17 protein-coding genes are annotated in these 23904 nt (G+C 50.8%); 6 read left to right on the forward strand and 11 right to left on the reverse strand.

Features of this window, described 5'->3' with window-relative positions; genetic code table 11:
- Positions 1–14: 14 nt before the first annotated feature.
- A complete protein-coding gene (locus L9G74_RS09990) occupies positions 15–3281 on the forward strand; it encodes an efflux RND transporter permease subunit (RefSeq protein WP_238896162.1) in 3267 nt (1088 codons plus the stop codon).
- On the forward strand, positions 3278–6325 hold the full coding sequence (locus tag L9G74_RS09995) for an efflux RND transporter permease subunit (protein WP_238896163.1): 3048 nt from the start codon (positions 3278–3280) through the stop codon (positions 6323–6325). Before L9G74_RS09990 ends, L9G74_RS09995 begins: the two co-directional genes overlap by 4 nt.
- A gap of 64 nt (positions 6326–6389) precedes the next feature.
- On the opposite strand, the gene L9G74_RS10000 is transcribed toward L9G74_RS09995, so the two are convergent.
- From L9G74_RS10000 to L9G74_RS10020, 5 genes are all read right to left on the reverse strand, one after another.
- Complete coding sequence (locus tag L9G74_RS10000) at positions 6390–7130, reverse strand: lipopolysaccharide kinase InaA family protein (RefSeq protein ID WP_238896164.1); 741 nt, start codon at positions 7128–7130, stop codon at positions 6390–6392.
- A 214-nt stretch (positions 7131–7344) separates the two neighbouring features.
- Positions 7345–7527, reverse strand: coding sequence for a Trm112 family protein (locus tag L9G74_RS10005; protein WP_238896165.1), 183 nt, complete (start codon positions 7525–7527; stop codon positions 7345–7347).
- A gap of 11 nt (positions 7528–7538) precedes the next feature.
- Positions 7539–8534, reverse strand: coding sequence for a tetraacyldisaccharide 4'-kinase (lpxK, locus tag L9G74_RS10010; RefSeq protein WP_238896166.1), 996 nt, complete (start codon positions 8532–8534; stop codon positions 7539–7541).
- Positions 8535–10343 (reverse strand): lipid A export permease/ATP-binding protein MsbA, encoded by a 1809-nt coding sequence (msbA, locus tag L9G74_RS10015; RefSeq protein WP_238896167.1) that lies wholly within the window; start codon positions 10341–10343, stop codon positions 8535–8537.
- Positions 10344–10384: 41 nt separating this feature from the next.
- Positions 10385–12772: a DNA internalization-related competence protein ComEC/Rec2 gene (locus L9G74_RS10020; RefSeq protein WP_238896168.1), complete on the reverse strand. Its 2388-nt coding sequence runs from the start codon at positions 12770–12772 to the stop codon at positions 10385–10387.
- A gap of 29 nt (positions 12773–12801) precedes the next feature.
- Between L9G74_RS10020 and L9G74_RS10025 the strand changes: the two genes are divergently transcribed.
- Positions 12802–13323 (forward strand): DUF2062 domain-containing protein, encoded by a 522-nt coding sequence (locus tag L9G74_RS10025; RefSeq protein WP_238896169.1) that lies wholly within the window; start codon positions 12802–12804, stop codon positions 13321–13323.
- A gap of 276 nt (positions 13324–13599) precedes the next feature.
- On the opposite strand, the gene L9G74_RS10030 is transcribed toward L9G74_RS10025, so the two are convergent.
- The 6 genes from L9G74_RS10030 to L9G74_RS10055 form a co-directional block, all read right to left on the reverse strand.
- Positions 13600–14118 (reverse strand): GIY-YIG nuclease family protein, encoded by a 519-nt coding sequence (locus L9G74_RS10030; protein WP_238896170.1) that lies wholly within the window; start codon positions 14116–14118, stop codon positions 13600–13602.
- On the reverse strand, positions 14097–14351 hold the full coding sequence (locus L9G74_RS10035; RefSeq protein WP_238896171.1) for a hypothetical protein: 255 nt from the start codon (positions 14349–14351) through the stop codon (positions 14097–14099). Before L9G74_RS10035 ends, L9G74_RS10030 begins: the two co-directional genes overlap by 22 nt.
- 62 nt (positions 14352–14413) lie before the next feature.
- Positions 14414–15031 carry a hypothetical protein gene (locus L9G74_RS10040; RefSeq protein ID WP_238896172.1) on the reverse strand — a complete coding sequence of 206 codons (618 nt, stop codon included), beginning with the start codon at positions 15029–15031 and terminating at the stop codon, positions 14414–14416.
- A gap of 462 nt (positions 15032–15493) precedes the next feature.
- Positions 15494–16744: a lipoprotein-releasing ABC transporter permease subunit LolE gene (lolE, locus tag L9G74_RS10045; protein WP_238896173.1), complete on the reverse strand. Its 1251-nt coding sequence runs from the start codon at positions 16742–16744 to the stop codon at positions 15494–15496.
- On the reverse strand, positions 16744–17445 hold the full coding sequence (lolD, locus tag L9G74_RS10050) for a lipoprotein-releasing ABC transporter ATP-binding protein LolD (protein ID WP_238896174.1): 702 nt from the start codon (positions 17443–17445) through the stop codon (positions 16744–16746). Before lolD ends, lolE begins: the two co-directional genes overlap by 1 nt.
- 14 nt (positions 17446–17459) lie before the next feature.
- Complete coding sequence (locus tag L9G74_RS10055; RefSeq protein ID WP_238896175.1) at positions 17460–18692, reverse strand: lipoprotein-releasing ABC transporter permease subunit; 1233 nt, start codon at positions 18690–18692, stop codon at positions 17460–17462.
- A gap of 86 nt (positions 18693–18778) precedes the next feature.
- Between L9G74_RS10055 and L9G74_RS10060 the strand changes: the two genes are divergently transcribed.
- The 3 genes from L9G74_RS10060 (at position 18779) to L9G74_RS10070 (ending at position 23890) form a co-directional block, all read left to right on the forward strand.
- Complete coding sequence (locus L9G74_RS10060; protein ID WP_238896176.1) at positions 18779–19351, forward strand: hypothetical protein; 573 nt, start codon at positions 18779–18781, stop codon at positions 19349–19351.
- A gap of 97 nt (positions 19352–19448) precedes the next feature.
- Positions 19449–22913 (forward strand): transcription-repair coupling factor, encoded by a 3465-nt coding sequence (gene mfd / locus L9G74_RS10065; protein WP_238896177.1) that lies wholly within the window; start codon positions 19449–19451, stop codon positions 22911–22913.
- Positions 22910–23890 (forward strand): peptidoglycan binding protein CsiV, encoded by a 981-nt coding sequence (locus L9G74_RS10070; protein WP_238896178.1) that lies wholly within the window; start codon positions 22910–22912, stop codon positions 23888–23890. The genes mfd and L9G74_RS10070 overlap by 4 nt, the downstream gene beginning before the upstream one ends.
- The last annotated feature ends 14 nt before the right edge of the window (positions 23891–23904 follow it).

Genomic DNA, 23904 nt, shown 5'->3' on the forward strand with positions numbered 1-23904 from the left:
AAGGAATAGCTCACATGTCATTGATTAACGTATCGGTGCGCCGTCCCGTCACCGTGTGGATGTTTATGCTCGCAATCATGCTATTTGGCATGGTGGGCTTTGCCAGACTCGCGGTGACCTTGCTGCCCGATCTCAGCTATCCAACTTTAACGATTCGCACCCAATACGATGGCGCCGCACCAGCAGAAGTGGAGCAACTGGTCAGCAAACCGATTGAAGAAGCGGTCGGCATTGTCAAAGGCTTGCGCAAACTCAGCTCGGTCTCACGCTCTGGTATGTCAGACGTGGTAATGGAATTTGAATGGGGCACGCAGATGGACATGGCGGGCCTCGAAGTGCGCGAGAAACTGGATACCATCGAACTGCCGCTCGATATTGATAAACCGCTGCTACTGCGGTTTAACCCTAATTTAGACCCCATCATGCGCCTCGCTTTACCCGCCAAATCAGCGGGTGAAGATGAGTTAAAGCAACTGCGTACCTACGCCGAAGAGGAACTCAAGCGCGAATTAGAATCGCTGCCCGGTGTGGCATCGGTCAGGCTATCCGGTGGTTTAGAGCAAGAAGTACACATTCTGATGAACCAGCAAAAACTGGCGCAGCTTAATATCTCATCCGATGATATTCGCCGTCGCATTGCGGCTGAAAACATCAACTTATCGGCTGGTAAAGTGGTACAAAGCGGCCGTGAATATTTAGTGCGTACCGTTAACCAGTTTCAGTCACTGGCTGAAGTGGCCGATATCATCATCTATAAAGATGGCAACACCTTGGTACGTTTGGGTGACATTGCCACGGTGACCGACGGCTTTAAAGAGCGCAGCGATATCACCCGCATCAACGGCAAAGAATCCATCGAACTGGCGATCTACAAAGAAGGCGATGCCAATACTGTCGCCGTAGCCGAGCAAGTGCGTAACCGACTAGCCAAAATGAACGCCGATGCCAACAGCGACCGCCATCTGCAACCGCAAGTCATTTACGACCAATCGGAGTTCATTCAAAGCGCAGTGAGTGAAGTCACCTCCTCCGCCTTGATTGGTAGCATCTTAGCCATGCTGGTGATCTACCTGTTCCTCCGCGATATTATCCCGACGCTGATCATCTCTATCTCGATTCCGTTTTCGGTTATCGCCACCTTTAACATGATGTATTTTGCTGGCATTAGCCTCAACATCATGTCGCTCGGCGGTATTGCCCTCGCCGTCGGCTTATTGGTGGATAACGCCATTGTGGTGCTCGAAAACATCGACCGCTGCAAAAGCGAAGGCATGAACCGCGTCGATGCCGCGATTAAAGGCACCAGTGAAGTGGCGGGCGCGATCACTGCCTCCACCCTAACCACCCTTGCGGTGTTTGTGCCGCTGATCTTTGTCGATGGCATTGCGGGCGCACTGTTCGCCGACCAAGCATTAACCGTTACCTTCGCACTGCTGGCGTCGTTAATTGTGGCGATGACCTCGATTCCGATGTTGGCGTCACGCCAAGGCTTTCAAGGCCAAGCAGAGGTTGAAATGCCAGCTACGATGACTCCGCCAACAACTCGTTGGGGCAAGCTGCGTTATTACAGCGCGAAAATATTCGGCTGGCCGTTCTACTTACTGTTTAAATTGCTACCGCAGTTGCTGACCACGCTCATCGTCAGCTTAACCCGCATCATCGCATGGCTGGCCTCATGGGTGATGAAACCACTCACCAGCGGTTTCAACTTAGCGTATCGCGCAGTAGCAGCGTTGTACCGTCCACTACTCGAAGGCGCACTGCAACGCCAAGGGCTAACGCTTGCCATCGCTATTGTATTTACCGCCTCAGCCGGATTACTGCTCTCGCGTTTAGGCACTGGCCTGATCCCACCGATGAACCAAGGCGAATTTTACGTGGAAGTGCTGCTGCCACCGGGGACTGAAGTGTCACAAACCGATGCCATATTGCAGCAACTCGCCAGTGATATTGCGGAAAACAGTGCAGTAAAACATGCCTACACTCAGGCTGGCAGTGGCGGCTTGATGACGTCCGACACCAATCGTGGCGGCGAAAACTGGGGCCGTTTGCAAGTGGTGTTGGCCGACCCGCAGGCGTTCGATAGCGTCGCGCAGCAATTGCGCGACAAAGCCCGCACCATTCCCGAACTGGAAGCCAAAGTGAAGTTTCCTGAACTATTCACGTTCAAAACGCCATTGGAGATTGAACTCAGTGGCTATGAGCTGGATCTGCTAAAACAGAGTGCCGACCGCTTAGTGGATGTGCTAAGTGCCGATCCGCTGTACACCGACGTCAACACCTCACTAAAAGACGGCCAACCGGAGATCAGCATTCGCTTTGATCATGCGCGTATTGCCGCTTTAGGCCTAGATGCGCCAACCATTGCCAACAGTATTGCGCAACGCGTTGGCGGCACAGTGGCCAGCAAATACACCCTGCGCGAACGTAAGATTGATATTCTGGTACGCAGTGAAGAGAGCGAACGCAGCAGCATTACCGATATCGATTCGATGCTGATCAATCCCAATAGCGCCCACCCGATCTCATTGGCAGCGGTCGCCGAAGTGAAATTGACCATTGGTCCATCCGCCATTAACCGCATCAGCCAACAACGGGTTGCCATTGTCTCGGCTGATATCACCGGCGGCGACTTAGATGCGGCGGTGGTCAAAGCGCAACAGCTCGTGGCGCAGATGGGTTTACCTAGCTCAATCCATGCGCAATTTGGCGGGCAAAATGAAGAGATGCAAAGCTCATTTGACTCACTAAAAATCGCCTTGGTGTTGGCGGTATTTCTGGTGTATTTGGTGATGGCGAGCCAGTTTGAGTCGCTACTGCATCCGTTGCTGATTTTGATGGCGGTGCCAATTGCGGTGTCTGGCAGTATTTATGGTTTGTACCTCACTGGCAGCCAGCTATCGGTGATTGTGTTTATCGGCCTGATCATGCTGGCGGGGATTGTGGTCAACAACGCCATCGTGTTGGTGGACCGCATTAACCAACAACGCGCCAACGGCATGGAAAAACTGCAAGCAATTAAAGAAGCGGGTGCCTCACGCCTGCGGCCGATTTTAATGACCACCTTAACCACCAATCTTGGTTTGTTGCCGATGGCCTTAGGTTTAGGCGATGGTGCCGAGGTGCGCGCGCCAATGGCGATTACCGTGATATTTGGCTTGTCGCTATCGACCTTACTGACCTTAGTGGTGATCCCGGTGCTTTACGCCCTGTTCGATAAAAAGCAGTTCGCGCCAGCGCCACAACAACATAGCAACGCAGCGGTGGAGGCAAACGTATGAACCTCACCCGTTTAGCGCTCAAGCGCCCGGTCACTACCAGCATGTTTTTCACCGCCATCTTGCTGTTTGGCATGGCGGCATCACGGCTGTTGCCGCTGGAGATGTTTCCCGGCATTGATATTCCCGAAATCTACGTGCAAGTGCCGTACAAAGGTTCATCACCCGCCGAAGTAGAACGGGATATTACCAACGTACTGGAAGAATCACTGGCGACCATGGGCGGCATCGAAACCCTCAAATCCTCCTCCAATCAGAACGGCAGTGAAATTGAGATTGAGATGAAATGGGGCGAAAACGTTGCCACTCGCAGTTTAGAGGCGCGCGAGAAAATCGACCAAGTGCGCCATCTGCTGCCCGATGATGTCGAGCGGGTATTGATCATGCAGTTTTCTACCGCCGATATGCCGGTGCTGAATATTCGCATCGCCAGCGACCGCGAGCTGTCCAACGCTTTTGACCTATTAGATAAACAATTGCGGGTGCCACTGGAGCGGATTAACGGTGTATCCAAAGTAACCCTGTACGGTGTTGACCAAAAACAGATTGAGATCCGCATTGATGCCGACAAACTCAACGCCAGCGGCATCGACTTAGTCACCCTACGTCAGCAATTACTGCGGGAAAACTTCACCATCAGCGGTGGCACCTTGCGCGATAACGGCACCGTGTACCAAGTGTCGCCCAAGGGGGAGTTTCGCGACTTAGACGAAATTCGCGCCTTTAACATCACGCCGTCGCTGCATATCGGCGACATCGCCGAAGTGCGCTATGCCCTGCCGGAGCGCACCGAAGGCCGTCATCTGGATCAGAAATATGCGGTCGGTTTGGATGTGTATAAAGAATCGGGCGCCAACTTAGTCGACGTATCCAACCGCGTGTTAAAAGTGATTGAGCAAGTAAAACAAGATCCGCAATTTCAAGGGATCAAGTTGTTCATCATGGATAACCAAGGCCAGAGCGTAAAAAGCTCACTCAATGATCTGCTGATGTCAGGGCTTATCGGTGCGCTGCTGTCGTTTGCGGTGCTGTATCTGTTCTTGCGGAATCTGCCGATGACGCTGATTGTGGTGTCGTCGGTGCCGATCTCCATCGGCTTAACGCTGGCGGGCATGTATCTGCTCGGCTACACCCTCAACGTGCTGTCGATGATGGGCTTGCTACTTGCGGTGGGGATGCTGATTGATAACGCGGTGGTGGTCTCAGAAAGCGTGTTGCAAGAACAGCAAATTGCCGATCATGGCGATGACACTGTGCTGCTCGGCGTCGATAAAGTCTCGCTCGCCGTGATGGCGGGCACCTTGACCACGGCGATTGTATTTTTGCCGAATATCTTCGGCGTTAAAGTCGAATTAACCATTTTCTTGGAACACGTGGCGGTGGCGATTTGTATCTCGCTGGCGGCCAGTTTACTGGTGGCTAAAACCTTAATCCCGCTGCTGCTGTCGCGCATTCACGGCAAAATCAAACTGCAACAGCCTAAGGCCAGCCGCATGCAGCACGGTTATCAGCGCTCACTCAGTTGGGTGCTGCGCCATCCGAAGATCTCTGGTCTGCTAGCGCTGCTGATTTTACTCTCCACTGCGCTGCCGTTATCGCAAGTGTCACAAGATAATCAGGACAGCCAAAGCACTGAGCGTATGTATATCGATTATCAAGTCGAAGGGCGCCACAGTTTGGTCGAAACTGAGGCCATGGTGAATCGCTTGGAGGCTTATCTTTACGCCCATAAAGCCGAGTTTCATATCGATTCCGTCTACAGCTTTTACTCTGCGGAAGAGGCCAGTTCTACCGTGTTACTGCTGCCGGAGTTACCGATGCCAGTTGCCGAGCTGAAAAAGAAAATTCGTGACGGTTTTCCTAAATTTGCTGCGGCAAAACCCCAGTTTGGCTGGGGCGATGATAACTCTGGTGTACGCGTTACCCTCACCGGCCGCTCTACCAATGAGTTGATCCGCTTGAGTGAACAAGTCATTCCGCTGCTATCTCACATTGAGGGGCTGCAAGACGTACGCTCAGAGTTAAACGGCGAACAGCAAGAAGTGGTCATCAGCTTTGACCGTGATTCAATGGCGCGCCTTGGCCTGAACATTACCGACGTTGCTAGCACGGTCGCCACCGCCTTAAGAGGCTCGCCGCTACGCTCGTTCCGTCACGATGCTAGCGGTGAGCTGCGCTTGGAGCTGCTGTTTGAGAAATCGTGGCAACAATCATTACAGCATCTACGCGAACTGCCGGTTGCCCAGCAAGATGGCCGCATCTATTCATTGTCGCAACTCGCCAGTATCACCATTCAGCCGCGCTTTGATGCTATCCGCCATTACAACCGCGAGACCGCCCTGTCCATTGGCGCCAACCTCGAAGAGTTGACGATGGAACAGGCGCAGCAGCAGATCAAACAAGTGATGCAGCATGTTAACTTTCCTGCGGGATACGGTTATTCACTGCGTGGTGGCTTTGAAAAACAAGATGAAGAGCAAGCCGTAATGCTCGTCAATATGGCGCTAGCGGTGGCGATGATTTACATCGTCATGGCAGCGTTGTTTGAATCGCTGCTGCTACCGAGCGCCATCATCACCAGCATTTTATTCTCCATCACTGGGGTGTTTTGGGCGCTGCTATTAACGGGCACGCCGATGTCAGTGATGGCGATGATCGGTATTCTGGTATTATTGGGGATTGTGGTGAACAACGGCATTGTGTTGGTGGATCAGATTAACCAGATGACACCGGCGTTAGCGGAACTCTCCAGCACCATTACCGCCGTCTGCGCCACCCGTTTGCGGCCAGTATTGATGACGGTAGGCACCACCATTTTAGGTTTAGTGCCGCTGGCGATGGGCGATACCCAATTAGCTGGCGGTGGCCCGCCCTACTCGCCAATGGCGATTGCGATTATTGGCGGCCTAGCCTTTTCGACGTTGACCAGCCTCTACTTAGTGCCGCTGTGTTACCAAGCCTTCTTCCGTTTGCGTCATCGCTCGGCGGTAGGCTATCAGCGGGCACTCAATCAAAGCCAACGGTTATTACCGTGGCTGAGCCGATAACCCCTTGATGATGAAACACAAAGAGCAAAGCCAGTGGCTTTGCTCTTTCATTTCCAGCACCCGCTTAGGCGAAAAGATATAAATCTTTAGGTGCTTGGCGGAAATGATGCAGTAGCCAAAAAATCGGTTTGATATCGCTACCACCGCGATGACGCAACGGTTTCAGCAAATAATACAACCACTGCCAACTGCTTAAAAAAGTCCGACACTGCTGCCAGATGTGCTCGCCGCCGCATTGGCGATACTTCGCAATAACTTCGGCAATCAACGCATTTTTAGGCCCAAGATAACGATACAAACTGTGCATATACACCAGCAGATCCCGCATGTGTTGGTACGGCAGCCCTTTGCCCGTGGCGGTAGCTTCAAAGTCGATAAACTTGATCTGCCCATGCTGCCAACTGATATCACGTAACGCTGGGCGCCCATGTGCTAATCCCAATTGATGCAGATTGGCCAGCGCTTCGGCACTGTCGAGTAAAATCTGCCGCCGCATGGCGATGGAAATATCCCGCCGAGCAATCCACTGTTTGAGCGTTGGTCCCACATCTTCTAACACCAAACAACCTTGCTGCTCGAAGACAATTTTTGGCACTGGTGCATGTTGTTGCGCTAGCCGCTGTAGGCAGTGTTTTTCTTGCTCAAATGAAGATTCGGGGTGGGCTTTTAGCAAACGCATGCGGCCATGCAATTGCTCGGGTTGTTTTAGCCAGTATTTTCGTCCTGAAAAATCAAAGCTGATAATCCTTTCGCCTCGATGTTCAACAAGCAGTTGCTCAATCTTTTGCTGGAGTGAGATATCCATCTTGTTACTCCGTGGTCGTTCAGTGCAATTATTATCCGCCCCCCGCCATAGCCACTCAAATAAATTATAGTTAACCTTATGATTGCCAACTTGTTTTTAAACTTTTATGCAACAAGAATAACAATTTGTTTCGGCGTTAATTCGCTATACCCGCTACCAATAAAACGCAAAAAAAATGCCGCCTCTTGGCAGCACTCTTTAATTTAACCAGCGGTTATTCAGCCGTTTGCTGTAAGTTTTCCGCACGTTCAGCCAACAATACTGGAATACCATCAACAATCGGATAAACCAGACGATCAGCTTTACAGACCAACTGTTGCTGCTCTTTGTTGTACTCCAGCTTACTTTTGCATACTGGGCAAGCTACGATATCGAGAAGTTTTTTATCAAACGCCATTGGTCCGTCCTTCAATTTTTAGCAATCTGTTTTTGAGCAACTGCTTCGGCCACTTTCGCCAGCAATTGCGCTGAAAAGGTAGCTGATAACTTAGCATCGACTGGCAAGTACCAACAGTTAGCAGCTGTAAATGTGCGACACTTGATCGCATCTTTTTCGGTCATGATGATCGGTAATCCTGCAGCGGCATCGCTAAAATCGGCGGCGCTATACGGATGATGATCAGCAAAACACTGAGTCTGTGCCACATCATACCCCAATTGCTGCAGGGTATCGAAAAAGCGTTGTGGATTACCAATACCGGCAACCGCTTTAACTTGTGTCGCCGTGAGTTCGACTTGCCCGTGCAATGGCTGCGGTTTAGCCGCCTGCAACTGCATGGCAAAACGTTGCGCACTGTCTTGCTGGGCGCCATTTTCCACCACAAAGTCCACACTCTCCAAGCGCCAAGCGCCTTCACGTAATGGTCCAGCTGGCAGCAGCATGCCATTACCAAGCTGGCGCTGTCCGTCAATGACCACCAGCTCAATGTCACGACCTAAGCGATAATGCTGCAAACCATCATCGCTAATAATGATGTCAACTTGATGCTCAGCTAATAACAGTTTGGCGGTGGCGATGCGGTCTTGCCCGACGGCCATCGGCACTTGCGTGCGCTGTACGATCATGGCGGGTTCGTCGCCAACATCGCTGGCTGAACTGCCCACCTTGACCAAGCGCGGATGCAGCTGTTGGCTACCATAACCCCGACTAATCACGCCGGGGTGATAACCGTGTTGCCGCAGCAGTTCCACCAGATAGATAACCATCGGCGTTTTGCCACTGCCACCAACGGTAATATTGCCCACCAGCAGCACTGGCACGGGCAACTGCTCAACCGGTTTTATGCCATGTCGAAACAGCTGACGCCGCACAGCGCTGATCAGCGCAAATAACCATGACAACGGCCACAGTAACCATTTAGCCCAGTGATTCTGGTACCAAATGCGGTTAACCAGCGCTTCCACTTAGCCCCCAAACTGCATCTGATACAGCTTGGCATACATGCCATCGCGTTGCAGCAGTTGGTGATGGTCGCCCCGTTCAACAATACGGCCTTGATCGATAACCAAGATTTCATCGGCGTTTTCAATGGTCGATAAACGGTGCGCAATCACAATCGAGGTGCGGTTACGGCGCAGGTTGTCTAAGCCTTTTTGAATCGCTTTTTCGGATTCGGTATCGAGTGCGGAAGTAGCTTCATCGAGAATCAATACTGGCGCATCACGCAAAATGGCGCGAGCAATGGCGATACGTTGACGTTGCCCACCAGAAAGCATCACGCCATTTTCACCAATTTCGGTGTCCAAACCTTCTGGCAGACGTTCAATAAACTCCATGGCATACGCCAAACGGGCGGCTTCTTCCACTTGTTCACGGGTCACTTTACCGGGATAAGCATAAGCGATGTTATTGGCGATAGTGTCGTTAAACAGCGTCACTTGCTGAGACACCAACGCCACTTGGCTACGCAAACTCTTCAAGGTGTAATCTTGAAGATCGATGCCGTCGAGGGTGATTTTGCCTTGCTCTAACTCACTATAAAAACGAGTAATTAGGCTGGCGATGGTTGATTTACCCGAACCTGAGCGGCCAACCAAGGCCAAGGTTTTGCCTTGTTCCACCGATAAAGAGATACGGTCGAGAGCCAATTTTTTATGGTCAGGATAGTGGAAACTGACGTTATCAAAACGCAAATCGCCTTTAACGCGTTCCACTTCCACTGTACCTGTGTCTTTTTCAGCAGGTGTATCAATCAGTTCAAACACGGTGGCGCACGCTGTCATACCGCGTTGGAACTCGGCATTTAGACGGGTCAAGCTTTTAATCGGCCCTTGCATCGCAATCATGGTGCTCAAAATCGTGGCAAAGATACCGGCGGTCAGTTCGTTGTGTAAGCTTTCAAAGCTGGCGGTATAAATCACTCCGCCTAATGCTAGCGAGCTAATCACCATCACCACCGGTTGGCTAATCGCCTGTACCGTTGCCAACTTCATATTTTGGTAACGGTTGTATTTATTCACCTTCGCGAAACGCTCTGATTCGGTTTTTTGACCACCAAACACCAACACGTTTTTATGGCCTTTAATCATCTGCTCAGATGCGGATGTAACGGTGCCCATGGCATTTTGGATCTGACGCGACACTTTACGCAGACGACGGTTAACCGTGGCAATCACAATACTGATCAACGGTACGATGATCAGAATACACAGCGACAGTTTCCATGAGTAATAGAACATCACACTCAGGTAAGCGATCACCGCCACCCCATCACGGATCAACGACACCAAGGTGTTGCCGGAGGCGCGCGCAATCTGCTCGGTATCGTAAGTGACTTTAGAGATCAGCTCACCGGGGCTGACTTTATCCATGTAGCGCACTGGCAGCGCCAAAATATGGTCAAACACTTGTTGACGCATAGTTTGCACTACATGGGCACTCATATAGGACACGCCATAAGTGGCGATAAAGTTGAATGTGCCACGCATGGCAAACAGTCCAATCACGATAAATGGGGCAATTTTTAGCACATCACTACCGGACTGAAATCCTTTCGAACTGGCAATTTCGATACCGCCAACCGACGAAGGATGCGGCGTGCTGGCAAAGCCTTCGTCAATAAAGGGTTTAATAAGATACAAAAAAGTGGCATCGACCAAGGCATAGGCCACCAGCGCAAGGGCTGAAATGATGAAGATGCCTTTCAGGTGAGAAACGTAGGTTAGTAATCGCTTAAAAATGTCGCGATTTCGCGTAGTCGGCTGTGGCGTCATTGATGCAGGCATATTTTTAGTAACAAAACAAAGATGGCATTCTACTCTGGATTGGCGGTGTAACCAAATGCTATCAAGCGGTTATACCAATAGGGGGCAATTTGCTGTCGATAACTACGCACTTCGGCTCGCTTTGGCCCAATCTCAATGCTGATCTGACCAACCTCGCCGGTCGTTAACGTGCTGATGTGCCGCTGCTGGTATTTCTGTAGCACTTGAGTTTTAGGAAAGCCCCAACGATTCGCCGTCCCTGCGGCAAATATCGCCCATTGAGGCTTAACCGCATCGAGCAAGTCTTGTGTTGATGAGGTCGCACTGCCGTGATGGGGCGCAAGTAACAACTCACTTTGCAGCAATGGCCGCCCATTATTGCGCTGCTCAGCGTACTGCTTGGTCAGCATGATTTCCCCCGCCAGCTCAATGTCTCCGGGTAACAAGGCGCTAAACGTTGCATCACTAATTTGTACCACGCAAGAACCGTTGTTGCCCGCCGAGGCTTGATTCGGCCCGAGTATACGCACCGTCAACTCGCGCCAGATAAACTGATGCGGTCGGCAGTTATCAACCGCAGGCAGCGTGGGAATATCGGAGATCAACTTAGTAGCGGGAAACTGCTGTAAGATTACCGCCGCGCCACCAGCATGATCATTATCGCCGTGGCTGACAATAAAGTAATCCAGTTGGCGAATCCCCTGATAACTCAGCAGCGGCAGAATGGCTTGTTTGGCATAACTGAAATCGTCAAACTGAGCGCCAGTATCATATAACAGGCCGTGACTTCCTTGCTGTACTACCACCGCTAAGCCCTGCCCCACATCCACCACGTGAATTTGCCACTTGGCAGGAGCCACCAACTCCAACAACAACGCCAGTTGCCACAGCAGTGGCATACACGGTAGCACTAACCAGCAGCGTTGCCGACCACGCAACAAATAGCGGCCCAACAAGGTGGCGGCTAACGCCAAAGCGCCAGCCAGCAACATTGGCGCAGCGATTGGCAACCATGCGCCCGGCAAGCTATCGCTGCGCTGCCACAACTGCTCGGCAGGCCATAGTAACCCGCCGACAAGGTGCCACAGAGAGGTCGCAAGCTGGATAAAACCAGCCATATCCAACAACATGCCAACCACAAATGCCAGCATGGTCACAGGGATCACCACCAGCGAGAACCACGGCACCAGCAATAAGTTAATCCAAAAGCTGTGCAGCGTTAGTCCACCAAACAGCATGCCCTGCAACAAACTCATGCCCAAACATAAACGCCATTGGATCTGCCACAAACTGCTAAACCAATGACGCAGTTGTTGCCCGCGCGTTTCGGCCTGCAGCTGGGTGGAGTGACTTTGCCAACTGAGTAAAATCAGTGCCAAAGCAAAAAACGATAACCAAAAGCCGTTGCTCAGCGGCGCCAGCGGATCGAGCAATAACACCAAGGCAAGCGCCCATAGCAGCCGTTCCCAAGGCGAAGCAAAGCGCATCGTCGCTAGGCTCAGCACTAACACCAACAACATCAGTAACGCGCGCTGTACCGGAATACCAAACCCTGCCAACCATGCATAAGCGGCGGCGCCAATAATTGCAGCGCCGTATGCCAGCAATAGATTGCGCCGTGACTGACTCGGCAACAGCCGATTGAGCAGCCAATTGACGATGGCAAACAGATAGAGCGAAATCACTGACAGGTGCAAACCTGAAATCGCTACTAAATGCGCGGTACCGCTATTACGCAACTGTTGCCAACGCGCGGCGCTAATATCGCTGCGTTGCCCCATCGCCAGCGCCATCAGGATGTCACGTTGGTCCACATCTTCCAGTTGCTGACGCAAGTGCTGCAGCAGTTGTGCTCTAATGCCGCTGGCTAGCGCAACACGCTGCGCCTGATTGACTCGCGCTCTAGCACTGATATGTTGACTCAATAGATAGCGTTGCTGGTTAAAACCACCTTGATTCACAATCGAAGAAAATGCGCGCGGCGTTAGCTCAAACTGCCAGATTTCACCTACCTGCGGCAGCGCAATAATCGAGGGGGTTTTGGCAAGCTCCCAACTCAAGCGCCACTTGTCACCACCGTGCCAATTGGGAGACCTGTGCAATTGCTGTACATCCACACTAATCCAGTCGCCGTTTCTAGAAACTAGTGTTATGATTTCAGCCCTCACTGTGAGGGGTGTAGTGTTTCCCCGGTCAACGGATTGCTGTGACGCTGCGATATTTGGCAGTAATAAGTGGCAATATGCAGTTACCCACATGACTCCCGCCAGCACGCCAGATAGTCCAACGACCACCTTTTGTAAGCGCTGCTGTCGGTATACCAAAACACATATGAGTAAAGCGCCTGCAATAATTGGCAACGATAATAGCGGTAGCAAACTGGGCCAACAGAGCGCGGAGATAATCGCGCCACTGAAGCCGAATAGAAAAAGATTCATATTATTAGTTAAGACAGCAGTTGAATCCTATGCCAAAAAAACTTCTCAAACGTCTCACTCCGAAACCGGAAACGCTAAGAGACCATAAATATTTACGCATCTTTGGTGGATTGCTGAACAATCCAAATATTTGGGCGTTAAGCCGCCGTTCGACGCCTGGGGCTTTTGCTGTAGGTATGTTTGCCGCGTGGGTGCCGATGCCGTTTCAGATGGTGCTAGCCGCCGCATTAGCTATTGTTTTTAATGTGAATCTACCAGTAGCCGTGGCGCTAGTATGGATCACCAACCCCATCACTATGCCACCGATGTTTTATTTGGCCTATCGCCTTGGTGCAAAAATACTCAGTGTGCCACCACAGCATTTTCATTTTGAGTTGAGCTGGAGCTGGTTGGAGAGTTCGTTCACCACCATCGCCCCGCCGTTCCTACTCGGCTGTTTTGTGATTGGTTGTTTCAGTGCCGCCCTCGGCTATTTTATTGTGCAAGGCGCGTGGAAATACTCCATCTACCGCCACTGGAAGAAAAAACGCCAGCACCGCATCAACAAATAGAACCTTAAAAAGACCGCTAACCAGCGGTTTTTTATTAGCTAAATTCTGGAAAGGTCATGTAAGCAGCGATGCGTCACATATTTGCCAAAGGTTGAGGTGTCAGCCTCGAAAGGCATTGCGGAAGTGGTAAACTTGGGCTTTGGCTTGTTTTTTCATAGGCTAAAGCAGATGGGTTTCGGCCAAAAAAGTTCTATGGGTTAACGCCTGTCACACTGGCTACGCGTAGCGAGATCCAGCCAGTTTTTCTGGCGATGCTGCACGGCCTTGTTATGTAATTTATAAATCAATTTTTCCGACATTGTTCATTGGTGGCTTTAACTGTCTTATGAGAAATACTTCAAGAGCAGCAGCTAGGTATGAATCGCTATAATCGAATCCTATCGCCCCAATACCCGACACTGATGCCCATTTTTTTCTGGGCGCATAGGTTCTTTTTTTAGTTGGATCTTTTTTAATAACATGAGAAAGAAGACGGCGTGACACTCCATGTTCTTGATATTTAACCGAGCGAACTGAGGCACCAAGTCCAATATAAAGCAACCTGCCAGACTCATCGAAAAGAGCATAGACACCGGCCTTGTTGTGATACGGGACCGAGCTTGACCAATCCCACCTATTCTTCCATGCAGGATAATTTTTTTCGTCATTCCAGTGCTTATGGAAAAACTCTTCTGTTTTAACTATAAGCTCATTGATATACCATAAACGCCGCAAGCAAAGGCACACGTTAGCGCGTCCAGCCCGCAGGGCGAATTTTCCTTGCCTTGTTAAATTTAAGGCCTGCATTCTAGCCATACCCTTTCATTAGGATGATGCTCTGCAATTGTTGCGAGAGCATCATCTAGCTCTTCGTTATTTGCAGGATCTATCTCGTAGCTGAAATTTGTAATGTCGAGGTCCATTTTCCTATAGCTAGCAAGTTCAGATTCACTCAAAACGTTACTACCTATCCAAACAGGGTACTTGCCTGTTGTAATTACTGACTCAAGCTCTAGAAACCCTTTTTTTGTAACTGCGAATATGATCATAAGAATTTAACGCCTCAAACACCAGTTTGACCAAGTCAGAGTGCTTTGATTTGTTAGAACTTTCACTTGCCCAATAACTCAAGAGCATATGTTCTTGCCGCACCATCATCGACCTTTATGACTCTTTTCAATGCTAGGCGATCCAAAAAACCGAGCTTATTAAGCTTTTTTAGTGCCAATACTGCGTAGGTTCTTGTTGTATAATATTCATCCAGCATTAATTCTCTAATAACTTTTATATCCTCACCATATTCTAGTGGCATGTTCTCTAGCACCAATGCAACGCGCCAGCGCACCTGCGCATCTGCATGTTTTGATAGCGTCTTAATCTGTTGTTTATTATTTATAAATTTTGACGAGTTTTGCCACATGTAATACAAAAGTGTTGGCAAGTACTTGCAGTTTTGCGTAAGTGAATTAGCCACTATGGCTACCACTTCTTCACTTTCAATTAACGCCTCCGCTAATACTTGCAGAATCCATTCTTTTACTTTCTCGCTTTTTGTCGAGTAGAAAGTATCTATAAGTTCCTTTTCTCTCTCGTGAATAAACTTTTGACTTATTGGGTGATCTTCAAAATGGCCTAAATCGAGAGCGTCAAGTTCTTCACATGTAGCAATTCTTTCTGCCTCGTCATTTGAAATAAGTTTTTCGATTTTTAGTTTATCGGCGTTGAGCATGATTGAGTTCTAACAACTTATTAGCGCTGCGCATTTACCTTGTGAGACAAGTGAAAAGCGCACAGTTAACTATCTGTATGTAGAGAACTTATCAGCATTCTGCTGAATACACCATCAGGCAAAAGGTGCATATTCGTTTCCCAAACCTATTATCTAACCCATAAATCATATAAATTTATGATTTTAAATATATTTATTCACATTTAAATGTAAGAACACGCACGAGGTTGGGATAAAAATCGTCATAATTTGAATATAACTGTATGCCGTCCCGCTTTTAGGAATCGCGGGAATAGCAACATTTGAGTTATGTGGATGAAGATTTGTAGACGAGAAAGTCTGCTTGTGACGGCTTCGCGGACAACGAGTCAACTCACGTTGGTACATTGCCGCTGATACAAGATGGCAGCGTTGGTGCGGAACGCTGCCTCTAACATAGAACGGAGAGACTAGATTCGTGAACTAACGCCCAGCCAATGCTTCTGCTGGGGCGATACGGCTGGCGCGATATGCGGGGTAAATGGTTGATAACAAGCTCATGACCAATGCAGTGGTGATCACTAGCACGATATCGTGCACTTCGATGCGCGATGGCAGAAAGTCGATAAAGTACACATCGGCAGACAAGAACTGATGCCCGGTAAGTTGCTCGATTTTACGTGCCAGCACCGACAAGTTATCTGCTAACAGCACGCCAGCCACACCGCCGATGAAGGCGCCAACCACACCATTCATGGCGCCTTGCACAATAAACACTAACATCACGGCACGGCGCTTTAGCCCCATGGTCATGAGGATAGCAATCTCCGCGGCTTTATCGCGTACCGCCATCACTAAGGTCGACACAATATTAAAGCACGCGACCGCAATCACCAGTGCCAATACCAGATACATCAGGGTGCGTACCATTTGAATATCTTGATAAAGATGGCCTTGAGTACGGGTCCAATCACTGACGTACATCAGTTGCTGTTGTTGGCGACCGAATAAACGGATGAGCGATGGTGCTTCAAATACGCGAGCGACACGAATACGCACGGTGTTAACCGCATCACCTAGTTCCATCAATGATTGGGCATACTTCAGCGGCACGTAGGCGTTGCCATAATCCAACTCGCCACCGATGCTAAAACTGCCTGTGATAGTTAACGTGTGGCTGCGAGCGCGACCAATTTGCCCAAGCCCTTGCGACTTAGGCGGCGGCAGATAAAAGGTTACCGCATCGCCGACTTTGAGCCCCATCTTGTCGAGCACGCCCTGCCCCATCACAATATTGGCTTGGTCGCCCTGCAAACTTTGCCACGCTTCGTCTGACATAAACTGTGGCAGGCGCGAGACTTTGGCTTCTAAATCAGGATCGATACCTGTGATCTGCACACCTGCAAAACCACCCGGTTTTTGCAGCAAACCCTGAATTTTGACGTTAGGCGCGGCGGCAACAATGCCTTCAATGCCGCTGGCTTGTTCTACCATCTGCGGCCAGGTGGTGAATGGCGTATCGGCAGCTAATAATTCACCATGCGGCACCACGCCTAACAGACGTTTTTCCAATTCAGTTTCAAAGCCGTTCATGGCTGACAGCACCAGAATCAGCACCGCCACGCCCAGAGCGATCCCCGAGGTGGAGGCAAAAGAGATAAAACTGACAAAGCCACTGCGCTCGCGAGCGCGATAAAAACGCCAGCCAATGGTTAACGGTAACGGCCAAGACATCAGTTTTGCTCCAGCGCGCCAACAGGCTGCAGATGACCATCAACCATATGCAGTTGCCGATCCATCCGTGCCGCCAACGTTTGATCGTGAGTCACCACCACAAACGCGGTGTTGTATTGTTTGGCTAGCTCTTGCACCAGTTGGTATACCGCTTCGCCGCTGGTTGCATCCAGGTTACCGGTCGGCTCATCAGCCAACACTAAACGTGGTTGATTGATCAACGCTCTGGCAATGGCAACGCGCTGACGCTCGCCGCCCGATAGTTCAGACGGCAGGTGCTTTAAGCGGTGGCTCAATCCGACGCGATCTAATAATTCCGCAGCGCGCTCAGCCACCCGCTTTTTGTTTTCTCCGGCAATCCAGCCCGGCATAGATACGTTTTCCAGCGCGGAAAACTCAGGCAATAGATGGTGGAATTGATAGATAAAGCCCAACTGCTCGTTACGCATTTTGGCTTGTTTGGTCACTGAGAGGCGATACAGATCCTCACCATCCAACAACACTTTGCCAGCGGTGGGTTTATCGAGCGTACCCATAATATGCAATAAAGTACTTTTACCTGAGCCAGAGCTACCGACAATCGCCAGCTGCTCACCAGCATTCACGGTAAGTGACACTTCATGCAGTACCGGTGTACTGACTTTGCCTTCTTGATAGCTTTTGCTTACGCCTATCACTTGCAACAACGGCGGCTTTTCCATGTAACTTTCTCTTTTTATTCGTAACGTAACGCATTAGCAGGTTGAACTGCCGCAGCTCGCACAGCGGGATATAACGTCGCCAGCAAGGTCAGCACTACCGTGCCAACCGCAATTAAGCCCAGTTGGCCGAGATCTAACATCACTGGCAACTGCTGCCCTGCGCCCAAAATATGCAGTCCAAAAGCACTCATGATCGGATTGATATACAGTGTGGCAGACACGCCGACCACCAGCCCTAAAATCAGCCCAACTAACGCATTCATCGACCCTTGGCTGATAAACACTAACATGACGGCGGCCGGACTCAGCCCTTGCGTTTTTAGCACGGCAACATCGGCAGTTTTGTCCACCACCATCATCACCAGCGCCGACACAATATTAAACGCTGCCACGGCGATGATCAGGCTCAGCAGCAGTGACATCATGTTCTTTTCCATCTTCACCGCGGCGAACAGGTGCCCATAGCTATCACGCCAATCGCTCACTTTGGCATCAATGCCTTGATCTTGCAGTAATTGTTCAACTGGCTGCGCCAGCTCCGGCGCTAAAAATGGGTCGGTGAGGAACACACGTAAATCTTCAATATCCGCGCTAGTCTTGCGCATCAAGCGGCGCGCATCACTGTAGTGCAGATAAGCGACGTTGGCATCCACCTGCGAGCCCATTTCAAACACCCCCGCCACGGTAAATGTGCGTTGGCTCGGCACTGGGCCAAATGGCGAGTACACCACGCCTTCACCACTGAGCAAGCGTACTTTATCGCCGGGCACGACGCTAAGCCGCTGGGCCAGTTCGTTGCCCAGCAGCACGTAATAGCCACTGTCCTTTAACAACTTAAACGCTTCATTAAAGGTATGTGCCGCGAGTGGAGAGAGCGACTTATCGGTTTCAGGAAATACGCCATACACCGCTACCGCCTGAATATTGCTGGCGGACTGCACCATGGCTTGGGTAAAAATAGACGGCTCGACGCCTTTCACTCCGGGCAATGCATTAAGGCGTGTTTCTAGTTGATGCCAATCGCTCAGCGGCGCGGCGGTATGGATCGTCAACTGAGGAATAGCACCGAGAATACGTTGTTTGAGTTGGCCTTCGAGGCCGTTCATCACCGAGCTGACAACAATCAGTGCCGCCACCCCGAGAAAGATACCGCTCACGGCAAAAAAAGTGATAAATGAGGCAAAAGCGTTGGACTTACGCGCGCGCCAGTAGCGATAGCCTATAAAACAGGACAGGGCAGGATTCATGTGAAGCGCCGCATCTCCCTTGCTAAATCATTGAAGTGGGCACGATAATAGGTGGATTACCCCGTTAATTACAAGAGGCATCGCCCTTGAATACCGACACTAACGCTTATTTCAGTGTATTGCACCCGTTTGATGCCTATTTGTCGCTCTGGCCTGCAGGTAAACCACTGCCTAGTGAAGCTGAGTTGCACCGACTGAAATCAAAAGGCATGCAGCTGATCAGTGAAGTCAAAGCGCTTGAAGGCAGCTACATTTTGCAGTTGCGTCATCTCGGTGACGATGCTCGCGCGATTGCCGACTACATGAAGTTGCAATCACGCAAAATCGATTTGGTATTGCAGCATCTGCTGGAGCAAGAAACCAAAGACGGTGTGCACTGTAGCGGCTTGCAGTTTGGTGGCAGCAATTGCCAAGTGCACAGCGAGCAACCGTTTGACGTGCACCAACTGGTTAAACTCACGCTGTTTATCCGCGAAGAAGTGCTGAGCATTCTATGTTTTGCCGAGGTGATTGATTGCCGCCCCGATCCCGATAACCAAGCCGCCTATTTAGTGGATTTGGCCTATCGCGTCATCAACGATGCGGAAGTCGAGCAATTGGTGAAGGCCAGTCTCAACGTGCAGCAAAAACAGCTACAAAGTCGCAAAGCCAATCGCTAATTCTGCCGTCGGCTGACATGCGCCACACTGGCACTGTGTGGCACAACTCTCTACAATGATGCGCAATTTATTGGCGAGCAGTTGAATACCTCAGTTAATGACCGTTTTTTCCGTTATGGCGCCACCGAGCGCCAGTAAAGCCGGCGACGTCCGCTACCTTAATACACCCGATGGCGTTGCTAGAGCGCTGACATTGGCGCAATTAGCCAAAAGCCACGAGGGTATTTCGGTACTGATCACGCCAGATACGCCGAGCGCCATGACGCTGGAAGCTGAACTCAGCTACTTGCTGGCAGACAGCTTACCAGTGTGGTTATTCCCTGACCGTGAAACCTTACCGTTTGATAGTTTTTCGCCGCACCAAGATCTGATTTCACAGCGATTAGAAACCCTATCGCGGCTGCCAACGGCGCAAAAAGGGCTGTTGATTGTGCCCATCAGTACCTTGATGGTGCGCCTGCCGCCAAAGTCTTTCCTATCCGCCAATGTGATGTTGCTAAAAAAAGGCGACAACTACCCGCTAGAGCAGATGCGCCAATATCTGGTCGATGCTGGTTATCACAACGTTGGTCAGGTTTATGAGCACGGCGAGTTTGCCATTCGCGGTTCCATCATCGATATCTTCCCGATGGGTTCCGCCGAGCCGCTGCGTATCGAACTATTTGATGATGAAGTGGAATCGATCCGCTTTTTCGAAGCCGACAGCCAGTTGTCGAAAGCGCCAGTCAATGAAATCCGCATGCTGCCAGCGCGCGAGTTTCCCACCGATGATGCCGCCATCGAGGGCTTTCGCCAACGCTACCGCCGCTACTTTGAAGTGGTGGTCAAAGAGCCGGAATCGGTCTATCAACAGGTAAGTCGCCACTTACTTCCAGCCGGCATTGAAAACTATCTGCCGCTGTTTTTTGATGAAACCGCCACGCTGTTTGATTACCTCACCCCAGCGGTGCAACTGCTAACTGTTGGTGATTTAGCGACCGCGGCCGATGAACATCTCAAACAAATTCAACAACGGTATGAAGACCGCCGCGTTGACCCGCTGCGGCCACTGTTAGCGCCGCAAGATCTGTATCTGCTCACCGACCAACTTTTTGCGGAACTCAAATCTCGGCCACGGGTACAACTGGCGCAGACGGAGCAGAAGCATCAACTTATTGCCGAATTAACCCCGCTGCCAGAACTCACGGTTAACCATAAATTACGCCAACCGCTGGCGGCACTGGCCGATTACCTGCCAAATGCTGGCCGCGTATTGTTTAGCGCCGAGTCAGAAGGCCGCCGCGAAGCCTTGTTAGAGCTGCTAAGCAAAATCAACGTTAAGCCGAATCGCTTTAACAATGTGGCAGAATTCATTAACGCCAAAGACAACGTCGGGTTAATTGTGTCGCCGCTGTCGCAAGGTTGCCGGTTAACTCAGCCAGATATCAGCATCATCTGCGAAACAGAGCTGTTTGGCGCGCGCATTTCGCAGCAACGCCGCCGCGATAAACAACGCCAAGTGAGCCAAGATGCGCTTATTCGCGACTTAGCCGAGCTAAAAGTCGGCCAAGCGATTGTGCATATCGAGCACGGCGTGGCGCTGTATCAAGGCTTAGAGACCTTAGATACCGGCGGCATGGTGGCCGAATACCTCAAGCTGGAATACGCCGGTGGCGACAAGCTGTACGTGCCGGTGTCATCACTGCACCTAATCAGCCGCTACACCACTGGGCCAGAAGAGGAACCGTCACTCAACAAGCTAGGCAATGAAAGCTGGGCGAAAGCACGTAAGAAAGCGATTGAACGCATTCGCGATGTGGCCGCCGAGCTGCTAGATGTGTACGCTCGCCGTGAAGCGCGCCCCGGGTTTGCCTGTGAATTGGATGACACCGAATACGCGCAATTTGCGCAAAGTTTTCCGTTTGAAGAAACCGTCGACCAAGAAAACGCCATCGACGCGGTACTGCACGACATGCAAGCGCCTAACGCGATGGATCGTTTGGTGTGTGGTGACGTCGGTTTTGGTAAAACCGAAGTAGCGATGCGCGCCGCCTTTGTGGCAGTGAACGCCGGTAAACAAGTGGTGGTGTTAGTGCCCACTACCCTGCTGGCGCAGCAACACTTTGAAAACTTTAAAGACCGTTTCGCCGATTGGCCGGTACGCATTGAAGTGATGTCACGCTTCCGCACCGCCAAAGAGCAAAACCAAGTCATCGATGCGCTGGCCGAAGGTAAAGTCGATATCGTTATCGGTACGCATAAGCTGCTCAACACCGAAGTGAAGTTTGAAGACTTGGGCTTGCTGATCATCGACGAAGAACACCGCTTTGGTGTACGCCAAAAAGAGAAAATCAAAGCACTGCGTGCCAACGTCGATATTCTTACCCTCACCGCCACGCCGATCCCACGTACGCTGAATATGGCGATGTCAGGCATGCGCGATCTATCGATTATCGCCACCCCGCCAGCCAAGCGCTTAGCGGTAAAAACCTTTGTGCGTGAGTACGATAAAACCACAGTACGCGAAGCGGTGCAGCGTGAAATTCTGCGTGGTGGACAAGTGTATTACTTGCACAACAACGTCGAGAGCATTGAGAAAACCGCCGAAGAGTTGCGTGAGTTAGTGCCTGAAGCACGCGTAGTGGTGGCGCACGGCCAAATGCGCGAGCGAGAACTGGAGCGGGTGATGTCAGACTTTTACCATCGCCGCTACAACGTGTTGGTGTGTACCACCATCATTGAAACCGGTATTGACGTACCGAGCGCCAACACCATTGTGATTGAGCGCGCCGATAACTTTGGTTTAGCGCAGTTACACCAACTGCGTGGTCGTGTCGGCCGTTCGCATCACCAAGCCTATGCTTATTTGATGACCCCACATCCCAAACGGATGACCACCGATGCGCGCAAACGCTTAGAAGCGATTGATGCACTGGAAGACTTGGGCGCAGGCTTTATGCTGGCGACCCAAGACTTAGAGATCCGCGGCGCCGGTGAACTGCTGGGCGAAGAACAAAGCGGCCACATCTCCAAAATCGGCTTTAGCCTGTATATGGAGATGCTGGAATCGGCCGTTAAAGCGCTTAAACAAGGCAAGGAGCCATCATTAGCACAGATGCTGAACGAGCAGTGCGAAATGGAACTGCGCATTCCAGCGTTGCTGCCAGAGGATTATGTCGGCGATGTGAATATTCGTTTGTCACTGTACAAACGTATTGCCAACTGCCATACCGAAGCCTCATTAGATGAACTCAAAGTTGAGTTGATTGACCGCTTCGGCCTGTTGCCTGAGCCGACCAAAAACCTGATGGCGATGACGCTTTTGAAACATCAAGCCACCGTGCTGGGCATCAAAAAGTTGGAGATGCACAGCCGTGGCGGCAGCCTGGAATTTAACGACGACCATGTAGTTGATCCGGGCTTTATCATTGGCTTACTGCAATCACAGCCACAAATCTATCGAATGGATGGACCGAATAAGTTAAAGTTCGCCATGACGATGGAAAGCAGCAAAGAGCGACTAGACACCGCACAACTGCTACTACAGCAGTTAACGCAACACCGGGTGGGAGACCGAGCGTGATAAAACATCTATTGTTAGCAACCGTAGCAAGCCTGAGCACTATGTCAGCACAGGCCGCTAATTATCCTTGGTATGAAGTTGAGGTGTATCTGTTTGAACGCCCAACCAACGTGACCGAGCAATGGCCCTCCACCCCACTGACGCTGAAAACCGACAACGCCATTGATTTGATCACGCCGCAAGTCGCTAACGACATTACTGGCGTGGCGATGGCGCTGAGTGATTGCAATCAAAATAGTTGGGGCGGCAACAGCTTTGGCCTAAACAGCAGCGGTGATAGCAACGCGCAAGCACCGTGCCAAAACCTCAATGGCGGCAGCAAGTTGGTGTTGCCAAAGCAGATCCCAGTCAACATTGTACCCAACGCAGGCAAGCCAGCAGCACAGCCATCAGCCGTGTTGCTCGGTGCCGACAGAGCACGATTTAATGATGAGATCAGCAAGTTAAGACGTTTAGGCATTGAGCCACTGCTGCATATGACTTGGCAGCAAGAGATGCGCCCACGCCGAGCAGCACAACCGGTGCATCTGTTTGCTGGTAAAAATTATGCTGAGCAGTTTCAAGCCAATGGTATGCCAGTGTCAATGGAAGCTAAAAATAACCAATACGGTTATGGGCAGCTCACCGAGCAAACTACCTCAGCGCCAGTCTGGCAGTTTGACGGATTGCTGACGATTTACCTGAGCCATTATCTCTACGTGGAAACCCAGTTTAATTTGCGTGAACCAGAGCAAAAAACGCTGCAAGCCGATGAATCAACGCAAACCGCCGCGACGGTCATCCCTTACCTTGGGGTGATCCCGATGGAGCAGAATCGCCGCATTCGCAGCACTGAGCTGCATTATTTTGATCACCCACGTTTAGGTATGTTGTTACAAGTAAGAAAGATGCAGCAGCCTGTGGCGGGGCCGCTAGAAGATGATGAAGCGCCAGAAGAGGCTGACGAACCAGCAGCCACTAACGAGAATAACCAGTAATGATTACCGAGGCT

It is taken from the genome of Shewanella electrica (genome assembly GCF_022321485.1).
In the GTDB taxonomy this organism is placed as follows: Bacteria; Pseudomonadota; Gammaproteobacteria; order Enterobacterales; family Shewanellaceae; genus Shewanella; species Shewanella electrica.

Excerpts from the sequence above, each read along its gene's own strand:
- L9G74_RS09990 (WP_238896162.1), top strand. The coding sequence starts at position 15 with ATGTCATTGATTAACGTATCGGTGCGCCGTCCCGTCACCGTGTGGATG.
- L9G74_RS09995 (WP_238896163.1), top strand. The coding sequence starts at position 3,278 with ATGAACCTCACCCGTTTAGCGCTCAAGCGCCCGGTCACTACCAGCATG.
- L9G74_RS10000 (WP_238896164.1), bottom strand. The coding sequence starts at position 7,130 with ATGGATATCTCACTCCAGCAAAAGATTGAGCAACTGCTTGTTGAACAT.
- L9G74_RS10005 (WP_238896165.1), bottom strand. The coding sequence starts at position 7,527 with ATGGCGTTTGATAAAAAACTTCTCGATATCGTAGCTTGCCCAGTATGC.
- msbA (WP_238896167.1), bottom strand. The coding sequence starts at position 10,343 with ATGACGCCACAGCCGACTACGCGAAATCGCGACATTTTTAAGCGATTA.
- L9G74_RS10020 (WP_238896168.1), bottom strand. The coding sequence starts at position 12,772 with ATGAATCTTTTTCTATTCGGCTTCAGTGGCGCGATTATCTCCGCGCTC.
- L9G74_RS10025 (WP_238896169.1), top strand. The coding sequence starts at position 12,802 with ATGCCAAAAAAACTTCTCAAACGTCTCACTCCGAAACCGGAAACGCTA.
- L9G74_RS10030 (WP_238896170.1), bottom strand. The coding sequence starts at position 14,118 with ATGGCTAGAATGCAGGCCTTAAATTTAACAAGGCAAGGAAAATTCGCC.
- L9G74_RS10035 (WP_238896171.1), bottom strand. The coding sequence starts at position 14,351 with ATGATCATATTCGCAGTTACAAAAAAAGGGTTTCTAGAGCTTGAGTCA.
- L9G74_RS10040 (WP_238896172.1), bottom strand. The coding sequence starts at position 15,031 with ATGCTCAACGCCGATAAACTAAAAATCGAAAAACTTATTTCAAATGAC.
- lolE (WP_238896173.1), bottom strand. The coding sequence starts at position 16,744 with ATGTCTTGGCCGTTACCGTTAACCATTGGCTGGCGTTTTTATCGCGCT.
- lolD (WP_238896174.1), bottom strand. The coding sequence starts at position 17,445 with ATGGAAAAGCCGCCGTTGTTGCAAGTGATAGGCGTAAGCAAAAGCTAT.
- L9G74_RS10055 (WP_238896175.1), bottom strand. The coding sequence starts at position 18,692 with ATGAATCCTGCCCTGTCCTGTTTTATAGGCTATCGCTACTGGCGCGCG.
- mfd (WP_238896177.1), top strand. The coding sequence starts at position 19,449 with ATGACCGTTTTTTCCGTTATGGCGCCACCGAGCGCCAGTAAAGCCGGC.